Origin of the sequence: Noviherbaspirillum sp. L7-7A (assembly GCF_019052805.1) — a bacterium.
In the GTDB taxonomy this organism is placed as follows: domain Bacteria; phylum Pseudomonadota; class Gammaproteobacteria; order Burkholderiales; family Burkholderiaceae_D; genus Noviherbaspirillum_A.
The window spans coordinates 3,870,880-3,890,388 of record NZ_JAHQRJ010000001.1; the positions used below are offsets into that span (position 1 = coordinate 3,870,880).

The 19,509-nt window shown below is 62.5% G+C and carries 15 protein-coding genes; 5 read left to right on the forward strand and 10 right to left on the reverse strand.

The genetic code is table 11. From position 1 onward, the window contains the following. The first annotated feature begins 471 nt into the window (after nt 1-471). Both KTQ42_RS17705 and KTQ42_RS17710 read left to right on the forward strand, forming a co-directional pair. Nucleotides 472-2,985 carry a D-(-)-3-hydroxybutyrate oligomer hydrolase gene (locus KTQ42_RS17705; protein WP_249222807.1) on the forward strand — a complete coding sequence of 838 codons (2,514 nt, stop codon included), beginning with the start codon at nt 472-474 and terminating at the stop codon, nt 2,983-2,985. Nucleotides 2,986-3,209: 224 nt separating this feature from the next. After that, the gene (locus KTQ42_RS17710) at nt 3,210-4,283 is read left to right on the forward strand and encodes an acyltransferase (protein WP_217346663.1); all 1,074 of its coding nucleotides are present in this window, start codon (nt 3,210-3,212) and stop codon (nt 4,281-4,283) included. Nucleotides 4,284-4,549: 266 nt separating this feature from the next. Here KTQ42_RS17710 and KTQ42_RS17715 read toward each other — a convergent pair whose 3' ends face one another. The 8 genes from KTQ42_RS17715 to KTQ42_RS17750 form a co-directional block, all read right to left on the reverse strand. Further along, on the reverse strand, nt 4,550-5,926 hold the full coding sequence (locus KTQ42_RS17715; protein WP_217346664.1) for a right-handed parallel beta-helix repeat-containing protein: 1,377 nt from the start codon (nt 5,924-5,926) through the stop codon (nt 4,550-4,552). 190 nt (nt 5,927-6,116) lie between these two features. Further along, nucleotides 6,117-6,428, reverse strand: coding sequence for a Grx4 family monothiol glutaredoxin (gene grxD / locus KTQ42_RS17720; protein WP_217346665.1), 312 nt, complete (start codon nt 6,426-6,428; stop codon nt 6,117-6,119). A 119-nt stretch (nt 6,429-6,547) separates the two neighbouring features. Then, the gene (locus KTQ42_RS17725) at nt 6,548-8,890 is read right to left on the reverse strand and encodes a Tex family protein (RefSeq protein ID WP_217346666.1); all 2,343 of its coding nucleotides are present in this window, start codon (nt 8,888-8,890) and stop codon (nt 6,548-6,550) included. A 76-nt stretch (nt 8,891-8,966) separates the two neighbouring features. Continuing rightward, entirely contained in the window at nt 8,967-9,797 is an 831-nt protein-coding gene (gene prmC / locus KTQ42_RS17730; RefSeq protein WP_217346667.1) for a peptide chain release factor N(5)-glutamine methyltransferase, read from the reverse strand. Continuing rightward, a complete protein-coding gene (locus KTQ42_RS17735) occupies nt 9,794-10,279 on the reverse strand; it encodes a disulfide bond formation protein B (RefSeq protein WP_217346668.1) in 486 nt (161 codons plus the stop codon). The genes prmC and KTQ42_RS17735 overlap by 4 nt, the downstream gene beginning before the upstream one ends. A gap of 22 nt (nt 10,280-10,301) precedes the next feature. Continuing rightward, nucleotides 10,302-11,384, reverse strand: coding sequence for a peptide chain release factor 1 (gene prfA / locus KTQ42_RS17740; RefSeq protein ID WP_217346669.1), 1,083 nt, complete (start codon nt 11,382-11,384; stop codon nt 10,302-10,304). 75 nt (nt 11,385-11,459) lie between these two features. After that, nucleotides 11,460-12,743 (reverse strand): glutamyl-tRNA reductase, encoded by a 1,284-nt coding sequence (hemA, locus tag KTQ42_RS17745; protein ID WP_217346670.1) that lies wholly within the window; start codon nt 12,741-12,743, stop codon nt 11,460-11,462. Nucleotides 12,744-12,854: 111 nt separating this feature from the next. Further along, a complete protein-coding gene (locus tag KTQ42_RS17750; protein WP_217346671.1) occupies nt 12,855-13,574 on the reverse strand; it encodes a response regulator transcription factor in 720 nt (239 codons plus the stop codon). Nucleotides 13,575-14,113: 539 nt separating this feature from the next. Here KTQ42_RS17750 and KTQ42_RS17755 point away from each other — a divergent pair. Then, nucleotides 14,114-14,524: a hypothetical protein gene (locus tag KTQ42_RS17755; RefSeq protein WP_217346672.1), complete on the forward strand. Its 411-nt coding sequence runs from the start codon at nt 14,114-14,116 to the stop codon at nt 14,522-14,524. Nucleotides 14,525-14,653: 129 nt separating this feature from the next. Continuing rightward, a complete protein-coding gene (locus KTQ42_RS17760) occupies nt 14,654-16,399 on the forward strand; it encodes a cation:proton antiporter (RefSeq protein WP_349292160.1) in 1,746 nt (581 codons plus the stop codon). Nucleotides 16,400-16,433: 34 nt separating this feature from the next. Here the strand turns inward: KTQ42_RS17760 and KTQ42_RS17765 are convergent, their stop codons facing one another. After that, complete coding sequence (locus KTQ42_RS17765; RefSeq protein ID WP_217346673.1) at nt 16,434-16,850, reverse strand: hypothetical protein; 417 nt, start codon at nt 16,848-16,850, stop codon at nt 16,434-16,436. Between the two features lie 128 nt (nt 16,851-16,978). On the opposite strand from KTQ42_RS17765, the gene KTQ42_RS17770 reads away from it, so the two are divergent. After that, nucleotides 16,979-19,045 (forward strand): response regulator, encoded by a 2,067-nt coding sequence (locus tag KTQ42_RS17770; RefSeq protein WP_249222808.1) that lies wholly within the window; start codon nt 16,979-16,981, stop codon nt 19,043-19,045. Between the two features lie 7 nt (nt 19,046-19,052). Here the strand turns inward: KTQ42_RS17770 and KTQ42_RS17775 are convergent, their stop codons facing one another. Next, the gene (locus tag KTQ42_RS17775) at nt 19,053-19,508 is read right to left on the reverse strand and encodes a response regulator (RefSeq protein WP_194714325.1); all 456 of its coding nucleotides are present in this window, start codon (nt 19,506-19,508) and stop codon (nt 19,053-19,055) included. Nucleotide 19,509: the final 1 nt, after the last annotated feature.

Sequence of the window (19,509 nt, forward strand, 5' to 3'; positions counted from 1 at the left end):
CCTCGGCTTGGGAAGTTCATGGATTACGCGTTAAAGTTTCATATTAGAAACAAAGCCGCGTCTGTGCCAACCTTGATTTACGCCTTTCGCCTGGCCAATAAGCGTTGACAAATGATAACAATTGATTTATTCCTAATAATGTTGTCATTCGATAAATATGCCGGTGGAGCGTAGTCGTTCTCGGCGTTTCAGCTTGAAGCCAGCAGCTGCTTCGCCACATCGAGGAATGCGATGTTCGTGTTCTCTTGCCACGCTTTATTCTGAAAATTTGAGGAAGCTCCTAAAGCAGCCGGCCACTCGTCCAAATGTCAGCATCAAGCAATCAAGGCTCAAAACTATTCATCTCAGGAGACAGGTATGCCAAGAAGAAAAGTACTGTTGACCCAGCTTTTTGCCGTTTCATTAGTCAGCGCTTCGCTGTTTGGATGCGGCAGCAGCGGCAGTGACAGCAGCACCGCACAAGGCGTGACAATGAAGGGTGTCGCAGCGGAGGGGGCTGCGATTGCGAATGCTGCGATTGCGATCCGCGACGTTGATGGCAACAGCCGCACCGCTACCACGGACGACAACGGCAATTTCAGCTTTTCCACCAGCGGCCTGCGTTTTCCCCTGATGCTGAAGGTCGCCGGCAGCAGCGGCACCTATTACACGCTGCTGACCGCCGATGATGTCGACAAGCGCGTCAATCTGACCAATTTCACCCGCTCCATCGTGCAATTGGCGTTAAATGCCGCCGACGATGCCGCGTTGGAAGCCAGCTTCAACAGCGGTGAATTTCGTGGCGTCTCCGCCGGCAAGGTGGCGGAAGCCGAAGATGCATTCAAGAAGCTGATGAAGCAGGAGCTGGGAATGATTGCCGGTGTGACCGATGCCAGCCCGCGCACGATCACCTTTGTGCCGGCCAGCAAGAGCCAGGATGGCGATGAGGTTGATCGCATGCTGACCCTGTTCAAACCCCAGCGAGGCAGCAGCAACAGCCTGCTGTCGCTGAACGGCAAGCCGGAATTCATACGGGATGTCAGCGTTACCAGCTACGACGGAACGACCGACGACCTGCTGACGGGCGGCCTGGGCAAGACTGGCCTGCTGTCAACTACCGCACCCGGCTACGTCGACAAGGCCAATCCCACCGCGTCCGAGCTGCGCAAGAACGCGATCTATAACAACTACCGTGCAGTGATCGACTCTTCCGCCGCAAGCGGCTTCGGTACCATGTACGGGCCGAATGTTGACAAGGCCGGCGTGGCAGGCAGCGGCGAAGGCAAGATCGCCGGCAAGGAATACATCACCTACGTTGGCGATAGCAGCGGCCGCCGCAACGTGACCCTGATGGTGCAAATCCCGTCCACGTTCGACAAGGCCAAGCCCTGTATCGTTACGGGCGCCTCATCCGGTTCGCGTGGGGTGTATGGCGCCATCGGTACGGCCGGCGAATGGGGTTTGAAGAACGGCTGCGCCGTTGCCTATACCGACAAGGGCACCGGCACAGGCCTGCATACCCTGGATGACGATACCGTCAATCTGCGCAACGGCCTGCGCGCCACCGCCACCGCAGCCGGCAAGGATTCGCTGTTCACCGCGGCGCTGCCAGGCACGACGGCCGCTGCGCTGAATGCATTGCTGCCCAACCGGATCGCCTTCAAGCATGCCTATTCCCAGCAGAACCCGGAAAAGGACTGGGGCAAGAACACCCTGGACGCGGTCGCCTTCGCTTTCTACGCGCTCAATGAGGAATACGGAAGCGGCGCAGCCGGGCAGAAAGCCCGCGTGATCACGCCGGCAAATACCACCGTGATCGCTTCCTCGATTTCCAATGGCGGCGGCGCCGCGCTGCTGGCCGCGGAGCAGGACAGGCTGGGCCTGATCGATGGCGTGGCCGCCAATGAGCCGCAGATCCAGCCGCGCAAGGCGGATGGCTACACCATCCAGCAGGCTGGCGTGGCGGTGGCCGCACAGGGCAAGCCCTTGTACGACTATTCCAGCTTCGCCGCCATCTACCAGCCTTGCATCGCGGGCAACGCCGGGCGCTGCACCAGCCTGGTCGAGAAAGGCTTGCTCACTGGCAGCGGCCTCGCCAGCCAGCAGGCCGATGCCCGCAAGCGGCTGCGTGACTACGGCTGGACTGCCGACAGCGATGCTTTCCAGGAGGCACTGGCACCGGTGTTAAACAGATTTTTCGCCGGCTTCAATGCCAACACCAATTTCCTGGTGACGGCCACCTATGCCAATGCCTACGGCAGATTCACGCCAGCCGACAAGGTATGCGGCTTCACCTTCGCCAAGACCGACGCTGCTGGTTTGCCGGTAGCCTTGACAGTCGAGGAACGGGCCCAGAGCTTTGCTTCCCAGAATGGCATCATCGGCAACCCGGTCTATGAAGACTCGGTGGGCGGCGCCAAGGGTTACACCGCGGGCATATCGCCTTCCACCGGTCGCGCCGACCAGTCGCTTGACGGCGTGCTGTGCCTGCGTTCCCTGATGACGGGCCGCGATCCGGTTAACAACAGCGCGCTGACAGGAACCCTCGCCGAGCGGAGCAATCGGGTGCGCGCTGGCATCGCCGAGGTGCTGGCAAACGGCAATCTGCGTGGCAAGCCGGCAGTCATCGTTGCCGGACGCAGCGACCACCTGGTGCCGGTCAATCATGCTTCCCGCGCTTACCTGGGGCTCAACAGCACGGTGGAAGGGGCTGCCAGCAAGCTGCGCTACGTGGAAGTGACCAATGCCAACCACTTCGATCTGTTCAGCACCTATGTGCCGGCGACCATCGTACCCATGCACGTCTACCTGTTCCGGGCGCTCGATGCGGTATATGCCAACCTGAATGGCTCGGCTGCGCTGCCTGCCAGCCAAGTGGTCAGGACGGTGCCGCGCACTGATGCGTCGACGCCGGTTACCAGCCTGAACCTGCCCCCGATTGCCCTTAGCCCAGCTGCCGGGGATCGTATTGCGATCAATGGCACGACGGTGAACGTTCCAGAGTAAGGGAAGGGCTTGCGGTCCAGCGTTTGAGCGCCGGCAAGGAGTGAGTGGCCGGCATGGTCGATCAGGAAGGAAGCGGTGGCGCAATCCACCGCTTCCTTTATTTTTGCGCAAAATAATTTCTATGTTGAAACGAGTAATGGCGCACAGTACCGATTCGCGCACGATGCGCATCTGGCCGGAGTGATAACGTTTTATACCGTACCGGTGCAGTGGAGAGTGTTTGCATGAAAAATGTTGTACCGCGCCAGCCTCGGTTGCTCGAAGGCGTTCAGTACCTGCGTGGCATTGCGGCCATGATGGTGGTGTTTCATCACGCGCGTCATGAATTCGGCGGCGCGATGTCGGTGACCTTCGGCGGTCGTGGTGTGGAAATCTTTTTTGTCATCAGCGGCCTGGTAATGATGTACTCGACTCAAGGCGGGCAGCTCGCTGCCGGACGTTCATTTACCGAGAAGATGGCGGAAGCAATGCTGTTCTGGAAACGCCGCATTGCGCGCGTGGTTCCTTTGTACTGGATTGCGCTGTTCCTGTCGGCTACGCTGGCTTACCGTACCGCATTGACCGATCCGGTCCTGCTACAGGATGCGCTTTTCATGCCGCACTGGAACCGGGTTCATCCCGACCAGATATGGCCTACGCTGGTGCCGGGATGGTCGCTGAACTATGAGATGTTCTTCTATTTCCTGTTCGGCCTTTCGCTGCTGCTTGGGCGGTTCAGCATTGCTTTCATGTCGGCAGCCCTGCTTGGCCTGTGCCTGCTGAATGTCGTGGCAGAAGGGCAGTCGGCGGCCTTTCAGTTCTACACCGCGCCGGTGATGCTGCATTTCCTGGCAGGCGTCATGCTTTATTACCTGGTGGAATACCTGAGGCAAAAGGCTGCGTGGCAGCCGTCACGCTGGTCGATGCTGCTGTTGCTGCTAATGGGATTCGCCGCGCTGGCCTTGTTGCCCCAGCACATGGGCGATGCCGCACTCTTGCTATCGTCGTCAGTCATCGTGTTTTCCGCCGTCTTCCTGTTCGACGGCATCAGACTGCCGCTTCTGAGGCTATTGGGCGATGCTTCCTATGCGATCTATCTGTTCCATGTGTTGGCCTTGCTGATGGTCACGGAAGTGCTCGCATCCGCAGGTCTGGCTGCGGTGACGCCGTGGCAGGTGCTGGCTCACTTTGCGGTCTACCTCACGGTGTCGGGCGTCATCGGTGTGCTGGTGCATCTTGCGGTGGAGAAGCCGATGACGGCACATGCACTGTCTTTCATCCGGCGTGCGCAACCCATGGTGTCGGCAGCACGGCGCTAGGAGCAAGAAAAAGGACATCCTGTTTGGCAATGGCGTCGAAGGAAGCGCCGCCGAAAAGACGGCATTTTTACATGCAGGTACGCCTCAGGCTTTTTTCTGCACGCGATGACCAAAAACCAGAAGCCCGGCAAACCGGGACGAGCAGGGTGGCGGTTGCCGGCTCGGGGGGAATGTGTCAGTCCCACCTTTGCTCCCCGATAAAACGTCCCGGCACATTATTTTCAGGAAAATGAATAGAAATAAACAAAATCATCCGCGGCAGAGAGCTATTTGCTGCCCGTTCCGCTCGCCGCCAGCGCCTGCAGTGCGCCCGGCACAGTCGCTTTCATGTCCAGCATCCGCCACTTCGCCGGATGCACATATTCCCCGTTCGGCACCAGGCTGATGCCATTCACCTCCTCGGGCAACACGAACTTGCCATCGAGTCCGGACTTGGGCAGCAGGCGGTAGTCATAACGCACCGGCAATGCAAAGGCGCTCCAGTCGACATTGAAGTTGTTGATGAAACGGCCTTCGATGCCGGTTTTCGTCCACAGCAACTTGCTGTCCTGGTAGTAGGCTGCCTTGGCGATATCGCGCAGGCGGTCGCGCCAGCCCTTGACCTGCCCGCCGTCGAGCTTGCCCTGGCCAACCAGAAGGTTGTTCACCGCGTAGACCTGCCGCTCGCCGTCAGCTACCCGCAGCATGATGCCGCCCTGTGGACGGTCGTCGACGATGGTGTTGCTGGCCAGGTAGATGGCGTTGAGTGGCGAGCGATAGCCTTCGGCGCCGAAGGAAATGATGGTGGAATTGTCGGTCGTGGCGGACTGCTCGATGATATTGCCGACCACGTAGGCCATGCCGCCGTTCGGGAATTCAAGCTCGTAACTGGCCTGGCCGCCCACCTCGTCGGTCAGGCGGTTGTGGAAGATCCGGTTTTCCCTGGCCCGGCTCTTCAGCAGATGGCCCTGGCGCGCATGGTGGAAATAGCTTCCGGTGACCTTCAGCATGCCGATGTCGCCCACGTACAGATTGTGGGTGCTGCCGCTGCCATCGCCATTGTTGCCAAACTCGCTGTTCTCGATTTCCAGGGTAGCGCCCGGATCGCCGGCGGTCAGGATGCCGTTTTCACTGTCCTTGAACGAGCAGCGCTTGACCACCAGGTGCCCTTTTTCAAAGCGGATGCCGGCGCCGTTACGGTCGGGCACCCGCGCGCCTACGAAATCGATGTCCTCCACCGTGACACGTCCGCCGCCAATAACCCAGATGCCCTTGCCGCCGGCATGCGAGCCGGCGGCGATCAGCTTGACCCTGCCGCCGGCGCCGGCGCGGATGGTCAGCCGGTCCTGGCGCCAGGTGGCGACGTCGCCAAAGTATTCGCCGGGGGCGATGACGACCGTGTCGCCGTCCTGCGCCATCGCTGCAGCCTCGGCAATAGTGCGGATCTGGCTGTTGCCGCCGACCTGGATGATTCTGCCTTGCGGTGTAGATGTTGTAGATGTTGCAGGTGTTGTCGGCGTCAAGGCCGGCGCGGCTTTGAGAGCCGGTGCAGCCTTCGCAGCCTGCGCCAGGCAAGGCAAGGCGAGCAGTGCAGGAACGACAAGCGCGCTGCCAAGCAGCCGAATGCCAGCCGTGGAAAATTGCTTGTGGAAAGGCGGGTTCATGGTCGTCCTTGCGCTGCGGATCATTTCCGGGGAGGAATGATTGTACGGTAATCGGATAGGCAGAGACAGCCGTTACCTGATTGCATTGCATGAAGGGGAGCAGGAGGCGCGGGAAATGCGTTGGCGCGCGGAAAAGAAACTGGCGGCTGACCGGACAGGCCGGTCGGCCGCCATGGGGCAAAAAAGAAAATCAGCCCTTGATCAGGCTCTGCAGTTCGCCCGACTCATACATCTCGGTCATGATGTCCGAGCCGCCGACGAATTCGCCTTTCACATACAGCTGCGGCACGGTCGGCCAGTTGGAATAGTCCTTGATGCCCTGGCGCACTTCCGGGTCTTCCAGCACATTGACGGTGACGATGTTCTCGGCGCCGCTGGCCTTGAGCAGCTGGATCGCCTTGCCCGAAAAACCGCATTGCGGGAACTGCGCCGTGCCTTTCATGAACAATACGACCGGATTGCCGGTCACCGTTTCTTTAATCCAGTTTTGTACATCGCTCATTGCTGCCTCGCTTTTTAAGAGATTGCTCATTATAGGAAAAACCGCCTGCGTGCGCTGACCGACCTATCAGTCCAACTTTTAAGTCCGACCTTTAGCTGGACCTCCGGGGCGTCAGCGCGCTATCCCTTCAGTTTGGCAAATGCCGCCGCCATCGCGCCGGCGGGCGCCGCCTTTTCCTGGCGCTGATGCTGCGCCAGGCGCTTGCCATCGGTGCGGTCGCCACGCTGCTCGGGCTTGCTGCCGGCTGTCGGCGCGCTGTCGGACAGGCGCATGGTCAGCGCAATGCGCTTGCGCCTGGCATCGACTTCCAGCACCTTCACCTTCACCACCTGGCCGGCCTTGACCACCGTGTGCGGATCCTTCACGAAGCTGTTGGACAGCGCCGAGATATGAACCAGCCCGTCCTGATGCACGCCAATGTCGACAAAGGCGCCGAATGCCGCCACATTCGTCACAACGCCTTCCAGCACCATGTCCGGCCGCAGGTCGCTGATTTCCTCGACGCCTTCCTTGAAGGTGGCGGTGGTGAATTCCGGACGCGGGTCGCGGCCGGGCTTGTCCAGTTCCTTCAGGATGTCGGTGACGGTCGGCACGCCGAACCGCTCATCCGAATATCTTGCCGGATTCAGCGATTTCAACAGGCCGCTGTCGCCAATCACCGATTTCACATCCTTTTTCAGGTCCGCGAGGATCTTTTCGACCAGCGGATACGATTCCGGATGCACCGCGGACGCATCCAGCGGATTGTCGCCATTCATCACCCGCAGGAAGCCGGCCGCCTGCTCGAAGGTCTTGTCGCCCAGGCGCGGCACCGACTTCAGCGCCGCGCGCGAGGTGAACATGCCCTTCATGTCGCGGTAGCTGACGATGCCCTGGGCCACGCTGGCATTCAGGCCAGACACCCGGGCCAGCAGCGGCGCCGAGGCGGTGTTGACATCCACGCCGACCGCATTAACGCAATCCTCGACCACCGCGTCCAGCGTGCGCGCCAGTTGCGACTGGCCGACGTCATGCTGGTACTGGCCGACGCCGATCGACTTCGGATCGATCTTCACCAGTTCGGCCAGCGGGTCCTGCAGCCGGCGCGCGATCGACACCGCGCCCCGCAGCGACACATCCAGGTCCGGCAACTCGCGCGAAGCGAATTCGGACGCCGAATAGACCGAGGCGCCGGCTTCGGACACGACGATCTTGGTCAGCTTCATTTCCGGATGGCGCTTGATCAGGTCCTGGGCCAGGCGGTCGGTTTCCCGCGAGGCGGTGCCGTTGCCGATGGAGACCAGCGAGACCTGATGCCTTGCGGCCAGCTGGGCCAGCGTATGCAGCGCGCCGTCCCAGTCGTTGCGCGGCTGGTGCGGATAGATGGTGGCGGTGTCGACCACCTTGCCGGTGGCGTCGACCACCGCCACCTTCACGCCGGTGCGCAGGCCCGGGTCCAGGCCCATGGTGGCGCGCGGGCCGGCGGGCGCGGCCAGCAGCAGGGATTTCAGGTTGAGCGCAAAGACGTTGATCGCCTCCAGTTCCGCCTTCTCGCGCAGTGCGCCCATCAGCTCGGTTTCCAGGTGCATCATGAGCTTGACCCGCCAGGCCCAGCGCACCGTGTCGGCCAGCCATTTATCGGCCGGCCGGCCCTTGTTGCTGATGCCGAAGCGGCTGGCGATGCGGCCTTCGCAGGGGTTGTGCGGCGCATCCCATTTCGGCTTTTCCTCTTCGCTGTCCAGGCGCATCGTCACCGTCAGCATTTCCTCGCGGCGGCCGCGGAACAGCGCCAGCGCGCGGTGCGACGGGATGGTGGCGATGGACTCGGCATAGTCGAAATAGTCGGCGAACTTTTCGCCGGCATCCTGCTTGCCTTCCACCACCTTGGATTCGACCACCGCATGTTCCTGCAGGTAGGCGCGCAGCGAACTGAGCAGGGTGGCGTCCTCGGCGAAGCGCTCCATCAGGATCTGGCGGGCGCCGTCCAGCGCGGCCTTCACGTCGGGCACGCCGGGGTTGTCGGCGCCGTCGGTCTTGAAGGCCGGCTTCAGGTATTTTTCGGCTTCCTGTTCCGGCGACAGCGCCGGGTCGGCCAGCAAGGCGTCGGCCAGCGGCGTCAGGCCGGCTTCGGCGGCGATCTGGGCCTTGGTGCGGCGCTTCTGGCGGTAGGGCAGGTACAGGTCTTCCAGCCGGGTCTTGTCCTCGGCCAGGCTGATCGCCTGCAGCAGCGCCGGCGTCATCTTGCCCTGTTCCTGGATCGAGGCGATCACCGCGGCGCGCCGGTCTTCCAGTTCGCGCAGGTAGCGCAGTCTTTCTTCCAGCAGGCGCAGCTGGATGTCGTCCAGGCCGCCGGTGGCTTCCTTGCGGTAGCGGGCGATGAAGGGCACGGTGGCGCCCTCGTCGAGCAGGGCGATGGCGGCGGCAACCTGCGCCGGGCGGGCGGCCAGTTCGTTGGCCAGGCGTTGTTCAATGGAAGGCAGCATTGTGTCGGAGAGGGAAAATCAAGCGTTGGATGATACGCAAAGTACGGCTGTTAGCGAACCATGTGAGTGAATGCTGTCAGCGATCCGGGAGAACGCCGCCGCTGGCGCGCTCGATGCCGGCCAGGTCGCGCCAGCTCTGCACCTGGTCCCAGCCATGCAGCAGCGCGCGCACCGATTGCGCCTGGTCGTAGCCGTGCTCCATCAGCAGCCAGCCGCCCGGCCCCAGAAAGGCCGGCGCGCCGGCTACGATGGCGCGCAGGGCCGACAGGCCATCGGCATGGTCGGTCAATGCGTCCACCGGCTCGAAGCGCAGGTCGCCCTGGGACAGGTGGCGGTCGCCGGCGACGATATAGGGCGGGTTGGAGACGATCATGTCGAAGCGCCGTGGCGAGCGTGACAGTGCCGCGTACCAGTCGCTTTGCAGGAAATCAACGTGGACGCCATTGCGGGCGGCATTGCCGCGGGCCACCTCCAGCGCGGCGGCGCTGGCGTCGAGCGCGCTGACCTGCGCGTCCGGCCTGGCATGGGCAATCGCCACGGCGATGGCGCCGGAGCCGGTGCCCATGTCGAGCACGCTGCCGCCACGGGGCAGGCGCTCGCAGGCCAGTTCCACCAGCAGTTCGGTATCGGGACGCGGAATCAGCACTGCCGGCGTAACGTGGAACGGCAGACCGTAGAACTCGCGCTCGCCGGTCAGGTAGGCCACCGGCTCGCCGGCCGCGCGGCGCGCCAGCAGGGCTTCCAGGCGCGCCGCTTCGGTGTCGGTCAGCAGATGGTCGGCGCGGGTGATCAGCTGCACCCGGGTCAGGCCGAGCGCATGGCACAGCAGCACCCGGGTATCGAGTGCGTCGAGCGGCGATTGCGCCAGCACCTGGGCAATCGGGCGTCCGGCCAGGGGACTATTCATCCGCGTGCGACGCGTCGCCAGGCAGTCCAGCCCAGCGCGATGGCGAAGATTGCGAACCAGATGAAGGACCACTGCGGTATCGACAGGCCCAGGATGGGCTCGTACTCGGTGGTGCACAAACCGTCGGCCTGGAACAGGAAGGGCAGCAGTCGCGCGGTGGGAATCGTGTTGAGCGAGGTTTCCAGCGGGTCGATGCCGCAGGAAATCGTGGGATTGGCCTTGATGTACAGGTGATAGCCGGCTACGCCCAGGCCGGCCAGCGCGGCGAAGGCGGCCAGGCCGGTGCCGGTGCGCTGGGCGCCGGCGCTGCGGCGGCCGGCGGCAATCAGGCAGATGATGGCCACGGCGGCGAAGGCATAGCGCTGCAGCACGCACAGCGGGCAGGGCAGCATGTTCATCACATGCTGCAGGTACAGCGCCACGGCCAGCAGGATCATCGAGACCAGGGCAACGGCGAGCAATACGGGACGGTAAGGATTCATTGCTTGTTCCATGAAAGGGGAATTATTCGTCGTCACCCAACGCGGCCAGAAGTTCGGCCTGGTGCTCGGCGACCAGCGCACCGGTCAGTTCGTCGAGGTCGCCGTCCATGATGAAATCGAGCTTGTAGAGCGTCAGGTTGATGCGATGGTCGGTCATCCGGCCTTGCGGGAAATTATAGGTGCGGATGCGCTCGCTGCGGTCGCCGGAGCCGATCAGCGACTTGCGGGTTGCGGCCTCCCTGGACTGCTGCTCGCGCAACTGGGCATCCTTCAGGCGCGCCGCCAGCACTTTCAGCGCCGAGGCCTTGTTCTTGTGCTGGCTGCGGTCATCCTGGCATTCCACCACCAGGCCGGTCGGCAGGTGGGTGATGCGCACCGCCGAGTCGGTCTTGTTGATGTGCTGGCCGCCGGCGCCGGAGGCGCGATAGGTATCGATGCGCAGGTCGGCCGGATTGATGTACACATCCTCGATCTCGTCGGCTTCGGGCATCACCGCCACGGTGCAGGCCGAGGTGTGGATGCGGCCCTGGGTCTCGGTGGCCGGCACCCGCTGCACCCGGTGGCCGCCGGATTCGAACTTCAGCTTCGAATAGGCGCCCAGGCCGACGATGCGCACGATCACTTCCTTGTAGCCGCCCAGCTCGGACGGCGATTCCGACACCATTTCCACCTGCCAGCGCTGGCGTTCGGCGTAGCGGGTGTACATCCGCAGCAGGTCGCCGGCGAACAATGCCGACTCGTCGCCGCCGGTGCCGGCGCGGATCTCGAGGAAGATGTTGCGTTCGTCGTTCGGGTCCTTGGGCAGCAGCAGCTTCTGCAGGTCCAGTTCCAGCTGCTCCATGCGCGCCTTGCTGCCGGCGATTTCCTCCTGCGCGAATTCCTTCATCTCGGGGTCGGCCAGCATGTCCTGCGCGGCGACGACGTCGCGGTCGGCCTGGGTGTACTGCTGGTACAGCTCGACCAGCGGACCGAGTTCGGCATGCTCGCGGTTGAGCTTGCGGTACTGGTCCATGTTGTCGGTGACGCCTTCCTGCATCAGGAGCGAACTGACTTCTTCCAGCCGGTTGGCGAGCTGGTCGAGTTTGGCGAGCATGGATGGCTTCATGGGACTTTCCGGCTAGGGCAATACAGGGAAGCGGCGGGGCCGCGGACAATCGGGAATGGCGGCAGGACCGCGTCGCTAGCGACGGGTACGGAACAGTTGCGGCAGCAGGGTTGCCAGGCGGGCGCGCTCGTCGCCCTGGGCATGGTGCAGCGCCTGCTGCGAGCCATGCAGGAACTTGGCGGTCAGGCCCCTGGACAGCGCGTCCAGCACCGCCTCGGCGCTGTCGCCGCGGGCCAGCATGCGGCGCGCCCGTTCCAGTTCGGCCAGGCGGATCTGCTCGCTGTTCTCATGCAGCTCCTGGATCACCGGCACCACGGCGCGGCTGTCCATCCAGTGCATGAAGGCCTGGACCCGGGTCTCGATGATGGCTTCGGCCTGGCTGACAGCGGCCTGGCGGTTTTCCATGCCGGTCTGCACCGCCGCGCCGAGATCGTCCACGGTGTAGAGAAACACGTCGTCCAGGCGGCCGACTTCGGCCTCGATGTCGCGCGGCACCGCCAGGTCGACCATGAAGATGGGCTTGCGGCGTCGCGCCTTGACCGCCCGCTCGACCAGGCCGAGCCCGATGATGGGCAGCGAGGACGCGGTGCAGGACACCACGATATCGAAATTGGCCAGCTGCTCGGGCAGGTCGGCCAGCATGATGGCCTGGCCGTTGAAGCGGTGCGCCAGCAGTTCGCCGCGCTCCAGCGTGCGGTTGGCAATCGTCAGGGTTTTCGGATTCTGCGCGCTGAAATGGGTGGCGCACAGTTCGATCATTTCGCCGGCGCCGATGAACAGCACATTCTGGTCGGCTATGCGGTCGAAGATTCGCTGCGACAGCCTGACCGCCGCCGCCGCCATCGAGACGCTGTGGGCGCCGATCTCGGTGGTGCTGCGCACTTCCTTGGCCACCGCGAAGGTGCGCTGGAACATCTGGTGCAGATAGGTGCCGAGGCCGCCGGCCGCTTCGGCCTGGCGCACCGCATCCTTCATCTGGCCCAGGATCTGCGGCTCGCCCAGGACCATGGAATCCAGCCCTGATGCGACGCGGAAGGCGTGGCGCACCGCATTATCCTGCGGCAATGTGTATAGATAGGGACGCAGTTCGGCGTAGGGCAACTGGTGATAATCGGCCAGGAAGCGGGCGGTGCTGTCGATCGAGTGATCGACGCCGGCATTGAGCCGGTTGGCCGAATACAGTTCAGTGCGGTTGCAGGTGGAAAGTATCGCCGCTTCGCCGCCGCCGGGCACGCTGCCGCCGAACCAGTTGCGCGCAGCGGCAACCGCGTGACCTATCCGGTCAGCGGGGAAAGCCACCTTCTCGCGCAGCGCGAGCGGCGCAGTGTGATGATTAAGCCCGACGGCAAGGAGTTGCATTGAAAAATGGCGGAAAATTGAGCCGTTATTATACCGTGTCGCTCTTCATCCATCTTTCCGTGGTTCGATTAACGGACTTATCAACTAGTTCAGCGTACTTCAGGCAGTATTTCAATCGCCGTTGTCGCCGCCATTTCCATTGTTTTGCGACATTTGTTCCAGCCGGTAGCCATAGCTGTAGACGGGCGCGAGGCGGAAGCCGTGTTCCGGGCGCAATTGCAGCTTGCTGCGCACCCGCGATACATGGGTATCCATGGTGCGCGATGGAATCTGCACATCGCGCGCCCATACCGCTTCGAGGATGAAGGCACGCGACAGCGGCCGGCCGAGATTGCGGAAGAACAGCAGGGCCAGGTCGAATTCCTTCTGCGTCACGTCGATCGGCTTGCCCTTCATCGTCACCCGGCCGGTGCGGGCCTGGAACACGTAGGAGCCGAACTGGATCTGCTCCACCGCATTCTGGGTGGGATATGCCCGTCGCAGCAGGGCCTGCACCCGCGCCACCAGTTCGCCGCGCCGGATCGGCTTGATCATGTAGTCGTCGCCGCCCGCAGCCAGGCCAGCCACGATGTCATCCTCGTTCGAGCGCCCGGTGATGAACAGCACCGGCAGGGTGGGCGACATCTTTTCCCTGACCCATTTGATGACCTCGGCGGCGTTGCTGTCGGCTAGTTGCCAGTGCAGCACCAGCAAGTCAAAGCTGTCGCGCTTGGCTTGCGCCATCAGCTCCTTGCCTGACGCGTAAGTATGGCAGGCATGTCCCGCTGCGGAGAGAACCTGACATACCAGTTCGCTCTGGCTGCGATCGTTATCAAGTACGGCAATTCTCATGGCATTGGAAGTGTTAATAAGTTTGGCAAATGTTAATTACATATACCAAGTATCAACTTTCCTTACTCCAAAGTAAATTTCTACCTATCAATCTTTCACAGATTCAACATATTTACAACACTTGTCATTGTAGTATCGGTAGGAAAAGTTCTGTTACGAATGTTCGCTCATAGAACATTGACCAGATCAACGGTCGTGCGTTTCACAGGAAAATCCTTGTGGTTGACAAGGGGAGCAGAAAGTAAAGATCAAATTAATCGCAAAAGGTTTGCGCAAATCGAACATGAATACCGACATCGGTGCCGAAGTAGACGCAGCGCAAATACAAATATTACTTATAGTAAATTTTCTTCTGCAATCTATAGTTATGTTTTTTTTAACAATATAGTTATGCTATATTGTTTCAAAATGTAAATGTTTCCTCAGGCAGGTTGCGAGGGAAACTGGTGTGAAATTTCAGGTTTTTTCGATTCAAGCCCAGCCACTCAAATTAACAAATCGAAGTGCTGCGTGTAACTGGTAGTTAATGGAGTTGCTTAATGGTCAAGATTTCTAGCGAGCGGGAGCAATTCAGTCTGCGGCTTCAGCAACTCCTGCGGGAGGCGCATCATTCCCCGGACAGTCCTACCGAGCTTGCCAGGGAATTCAACATCCGCTATCCCGGCACGCCCATCACTGTCCACGCGGCCCGCAAATGGCTGATCGGCGAGGCCATACCCACGCAAGACAAGATGCGCACGCTGGCCGACTGGCTGATGGTGCCCATCGACTGGCTGCGCTTCGGCGCCGACGCCAGCCGCAAGGAGGTGCCCAATCCGGCGGCGCATGCCAGTTCGATCGACCTCAAGCTGATTGCAGACATGCAGCTGCTCGACGAGCCGCACCGGCAGATCGTGCGTGAAGTAGTGCGCATCCTGATCCGCATGACACGCGGCAAGCCCAGCGCCTGAATGCGGGCCGTCCTGCGGCCGGCCCCGGCGCTTATGCAGTGGATCGCCATCCACGCCGGGATGCAATAATTCCTGATCTGACGCGCAGACCAGCCCGTCGCTTTACCGATCAGATCAGGATGCAACAACGTGCCCCATAACGACCCATTGCCCTTCCTGCGCGAAGCGCTGCTGTTTCTCGCGCTGGCAGGCATATTGATGCCGCTGCTGCAGCGTCTGAAAATCAACCAGGTGCTTGGATTTCTTGCCGTAGGCGCGCTGGTCGGCCCCTATGGCCTGGGACTGTGGGCGCAGCAGCATGCCTGGCTGTCCTATTTCGTGTTCCAGCGTCCGGAAGGCATTGCGCCGCTGGCCGAACTCGGTGTGCTGTTCCTGATGTTCATGATCGGACTGGAACTGTCGGCCTCGCGCCTGTGGGCCATGCGGCGCTGGGTGTTCGGCGCCGGCGGCGCCCAGGTGCTGCTGTCGGCGCTGGTGATCGGCCTTCTGGCCTGGCTCTTTGGTAACCGGATGGAAGCGGCGCTGGTGCTGGGACTGGTGCTGTCGCTGTCGTCCACCGCAGTGGTAATGCAGCTGCTCACCGAACGCCAGGCGCTGGGCTATCCGCTGGGCCAGGCCGCATTTGCGATCCTGATGCTGCAGGATCTGGCGGTCGTGCCCATCTTCATCCTGCTGGGCGTGCTGACCACGGGCGGCGACGCTGCCGGCTGGCTGCCCATGGTGCTGCTGGCGGTGGCCAAGTCGCTCGGCGCCGTGGTGCTGATTTACCTGCTAGGCCGGCGCGCGATCGGGCCTCTGCTGCACATGTTCCTGCGCCAGCGCCAGCCGGAAATCTTCATGGCGCTGACGCTGCTGATCACCCTTGGCATTGCCGCGCTGACCGCCGCCGCCGGGCTGTCGCTTGCGCTGGGCGCATTCCTGGCCGGCCTGCTGCTGGCGGAAACCGAATTCCGGCATGAGGTAGAGGTGGTGATCGCGCCCTTTCGCAGCCTGCTGATGGGGCTGTTCTTCATGTCGGTCGGCATGCAGGTCGATATGCGGGAAGCGGCCAGCACGCCGCTCTGGCTGGCGCTATCGGTGCCGGGCCTGTTCGCCATCAAGGCGCTGGTGACGGGCGCGGTGCTGCGCCTGGGCGGCTTTTCCACCGGACGGGCGGTCGAAGGCGGCTTGCTGCTGGGGCAGGGCGGCGAATTCGCCTTCATCGTGGTGGGCCAGGCGGTTGCCAGCCGGCTGCTGGCGCCGGACGTGGGGCAGTTCATGACGCTGGTGGTGGCCTGCAGCATGTTCGCCACGCCGGCCATGGCGCGCCTGGGCCGCGCCTTCGGCGACTGGTGGCAGGAGCAGCATCCGCTGCCTGCCGCCGCAGGCCATGCCGCCGCGCCGCAGAAGGGGCATGTGGTGATCGTCGGCTTCGGCCGCATCGGCCGCATGCTGGCCCAGATCCTTGACAGGCAGGGCATCGCCTATGCCGCCATCGACAACAATCCGCAACTAGTGGCGCAACTGCAGGAGCATGCGGGCCGCCTGCACTATGGCGACGCCGCGCGCGGCGAGCTGCTGCGCCGCGTTCATGCCCAGCATGCGGCGGCCATCGTGCTGACCATGGACCATCCGGCATCGGTGCTGCATGCGGCGCGGGCGATCCGGCGCGATTATCCGCAGGTACGGCTGTTTGCCCGGGCTCGCGACGAGCAGCATGCGCAGGCCCTGCTGCGCGCCGGCGCAACGCTGGTAGTGCCTGAAACCCTGGAGTCAGGCCTGCAGCTGTCGGAGTTCGTGCTGCACAGCCTGGGATTTCCGGCTTCCGCCGCGGCCCAGGTGATTCAGCTGGAAAGGGAAAATCGCATCGGCGCCACGCGCAGCGAGATCGACTGAGCTGCGGCGCGCTTGCCAGCCGTGTTACCAGTCATTACTGGCGGCAATGGTCGTAGACCTTGGCATAGGCTTGCTGGGAAGACCTGAGGGAACGGTCGTCATAGATCGACACGATGGCTTCCTGCGCGTCTTCCAGCGTTTCTGGTTTGCTTCGAAGAATGGTCTTGACCTCGTTCAACACCCTGTCCATCGGATAACCGTCGGCACGCGTACGGTATGCGCTTGCGCCAATCTGCGCCAGCTTTCCGCAATACTGCTGGTCAGCCTGGCCCTGCGCACGGGCTTCTCCCGAGAAAGCCGTTGCCGAGACGGATAGCGCGCACAGGACAGAGAGAAGGAGTTTTCTGATCATCTGCAATGCCTCTTGAAAGAACATGGTTCTCAGGACATCGATTTCGTCAAAAGATTCCTTGTTAAATGCAATCAAACCAAGAGTTGCATTGACGTTCACGTTATGCAGATATGACCATATCCGGCTGGGGAAAGTGCAATAAAGAGGCAATGCGATGAAAAGGGCTGCCCATGACCGGGGTCGTAAGGAAATGATGTCAATTCGCTCAGCCGCTCATGGCTGACTTCATGGCTGCATCACAGCGCCAGTTGCGCGTGCTGGTCATTGACGACCAGGAACTTGCCGCCAGCCTGGCATGCGAGATGCTGAGCGCCGAGCCGGATATCGAGGTGGATTGCCTGTACGACGCACGGGAGGCACTGGCACGCGCCACCCGGTTCCAGCCCGGCGTGATCCTGGTCGACCTGTGCATGCCGACCATGGACGGCTTCTCGGTCATCACCCAGCTGCGCGCCGAACCGCTGACGGCGAAGATCCCCATCATTCTGGTGTCGTCCGAGGACGCGCCGCAGCAGAAGGTGCGCGGCTTTGCCGCCGGCGCCAATGATTATCTGGTCAAGTGGCCGGCACGGGCCGAACTGGTGGCCCGGGTGCGTTATCACGCCGAGGCGCACCGCGCCCGCACCGAACGCGACGAAGCCTATGCCTCGCTGCAGACCAGCCAGGAACAGTTGCTGCAGCGTACCCGCGAACTCGAACTGAGCCAGGCTGCGCTGCACCAGGCCCAGAAGCTGGAAGCCATCGGCCAGCTCACCGGCGGCGTGGCGCACGACTTCAACAATGTGCTGCAGATCATCGGCGGCAACCTGCAGCTGCTCAGCCAGTCATGCCAGTCGCATGAAGCCGACAGCAAGCGCATCAGGGTGGCGATGGCCGCGGTGGAACGGGGCGCCAACCTGGCTTCCCAGCTGCTGGCATTTGCCCGTCAGCAGCCCCTGCAGCCGGTGGTGGTGCGCCTGGATGGCATCCTGCGCAACATGCACCAGATGGTGCACCACACGCTGGGCGACGATATCGAGGTGCGCACCGAGATCGCCGATGGCCTGTGGAACAGCCTGGTCGATACCAGCCAGCTCGAAAACGTGGTGCTGAACCTGGTGCTCAATGCCCGTGACGCCATGCGAGGCCGCGGCCGCCTGACGCTGTCGGCGGCCAATGTCGAGCTCGACGATCGCTATACGGCAGCGCATCCCGAAGCGCGGCCCGGACAATACATCCGGATCACCGTCTCCGACACCGGCTGCGGCATGTCGCCGGAACTCATCAGCCGGGTCTTCGAACCGTTCTTCACCACCAAGCTGCCAGGCGAGGGCACCGGCCTGGGCCTGTCCATGGCCTATGGCTTCGTGCAGCAGAGCGGCGGCCATATCGTGCTCGACAGCGTGCCGGGCGAAGGCACCACCGTCAGCGTCTACCTGCCGCGCAGCATGGCCGATGCCGAGCAGGCTCCGGCTGCCGCGCCGGTGAATGCGGCCGGCGGCAGCGAACGCATTCTTGCCGTGGAAGACGATCCGGCGCTGCGCGCGACCGTGGTCGAAATGCTGGAAGGACTGGGCTACCAGGTGGTGCAGGCGCAGGATGCCGCTTCCGCACTGGCCATTCTCGAATCCGGGAAGCGCTTTGACCTGCTGTTCTCGGATGTGATGATGCCCGGCCCGCTGCGCAGCACCGAACTGGCCAGCCGCGCGCGCGCCCTGTCGCCAGGCATCGAGGTGCTGTACACCTCGGGCTATGCGGAAAATGCGATCGTGCATGGCGGCCGCCTCGACCCTGGCGTGAACCTGCTGTCCAAGCCCTATCGCCGCGAACAGCTTGCCGCCAAGGTCAGGCAGATACTGGACCGGCGCGCGGTATCGCCATCAGACGCAGCCGCTGACACATTCGCTCACGCCGATATGGAAGAAGCGCAGCCCGCCGGCAGCGCGCCGCGGGTATTGCTGGTGGAAGACAACGCCGACCTGCTCGATCTCACGCTGATGATGCTGGAAGAGCTGGGCCATGAAGCCACTGGCGTGCCGACCGCGGAGGAAGCGCTGGCCCTGCTGGAAGCCGGGCCGTATGCGATGCTGGTGACCGACGTCACGCTGCCAAAGATGTCCGGCATCGAGCTCGTTCACCGGGTGCGCCAGCGCTATCCGCAAATGCCGGTAGCGGTGGCGTCCGGCTATGGCCGCTCGTCAGAGCTCGATGGCATCGACGTGCATTACCTGAAAAAACCGTATCAGCTGATGGACCTGAAGGCCGTTGTCGAGGAAGGCCTGTCGCAAAGGATGGCGGCCGGCGCCGCCGCCTGAACGGAATTCAGACCCGGCGCAGCACCTTGGTATGCCCCGGCGGCGGCTCATTGAGCACCGCCCAGAAAATGCCGAGGTCGGCGATGGCCTTGACGAATTCGCGGAATTCCACTGGCTTGACGACATAGGCATTGACGCCCAGCTCGTAGCTGCGCACCAGGTCCTGCTCTTCCTTGGAAGAGGTCAGCATCACCACCGGCAGGCTGCGCAACTCGGCCGAGTCGCGGATTTCCTTCAACACTTCCAGCCCGTCCACCTTCGGCAGTTTCAGGTCCAGCAGCACCACCGCCGGCTTGCCCGGCGGCAGGTCGGCATACTTGCCGCGCCGGTGCAGGTAATCCAGTGCCTCGGCGCCGTCTTCGACGACGATGACGTCATTGGCAAGCTGGCTGCGTTCCAGCGCAATCAACGTCAGTTCAAGGTCCTTGGGATTGTCTTCAACCAGCAGGATGGGTTTGAGCATG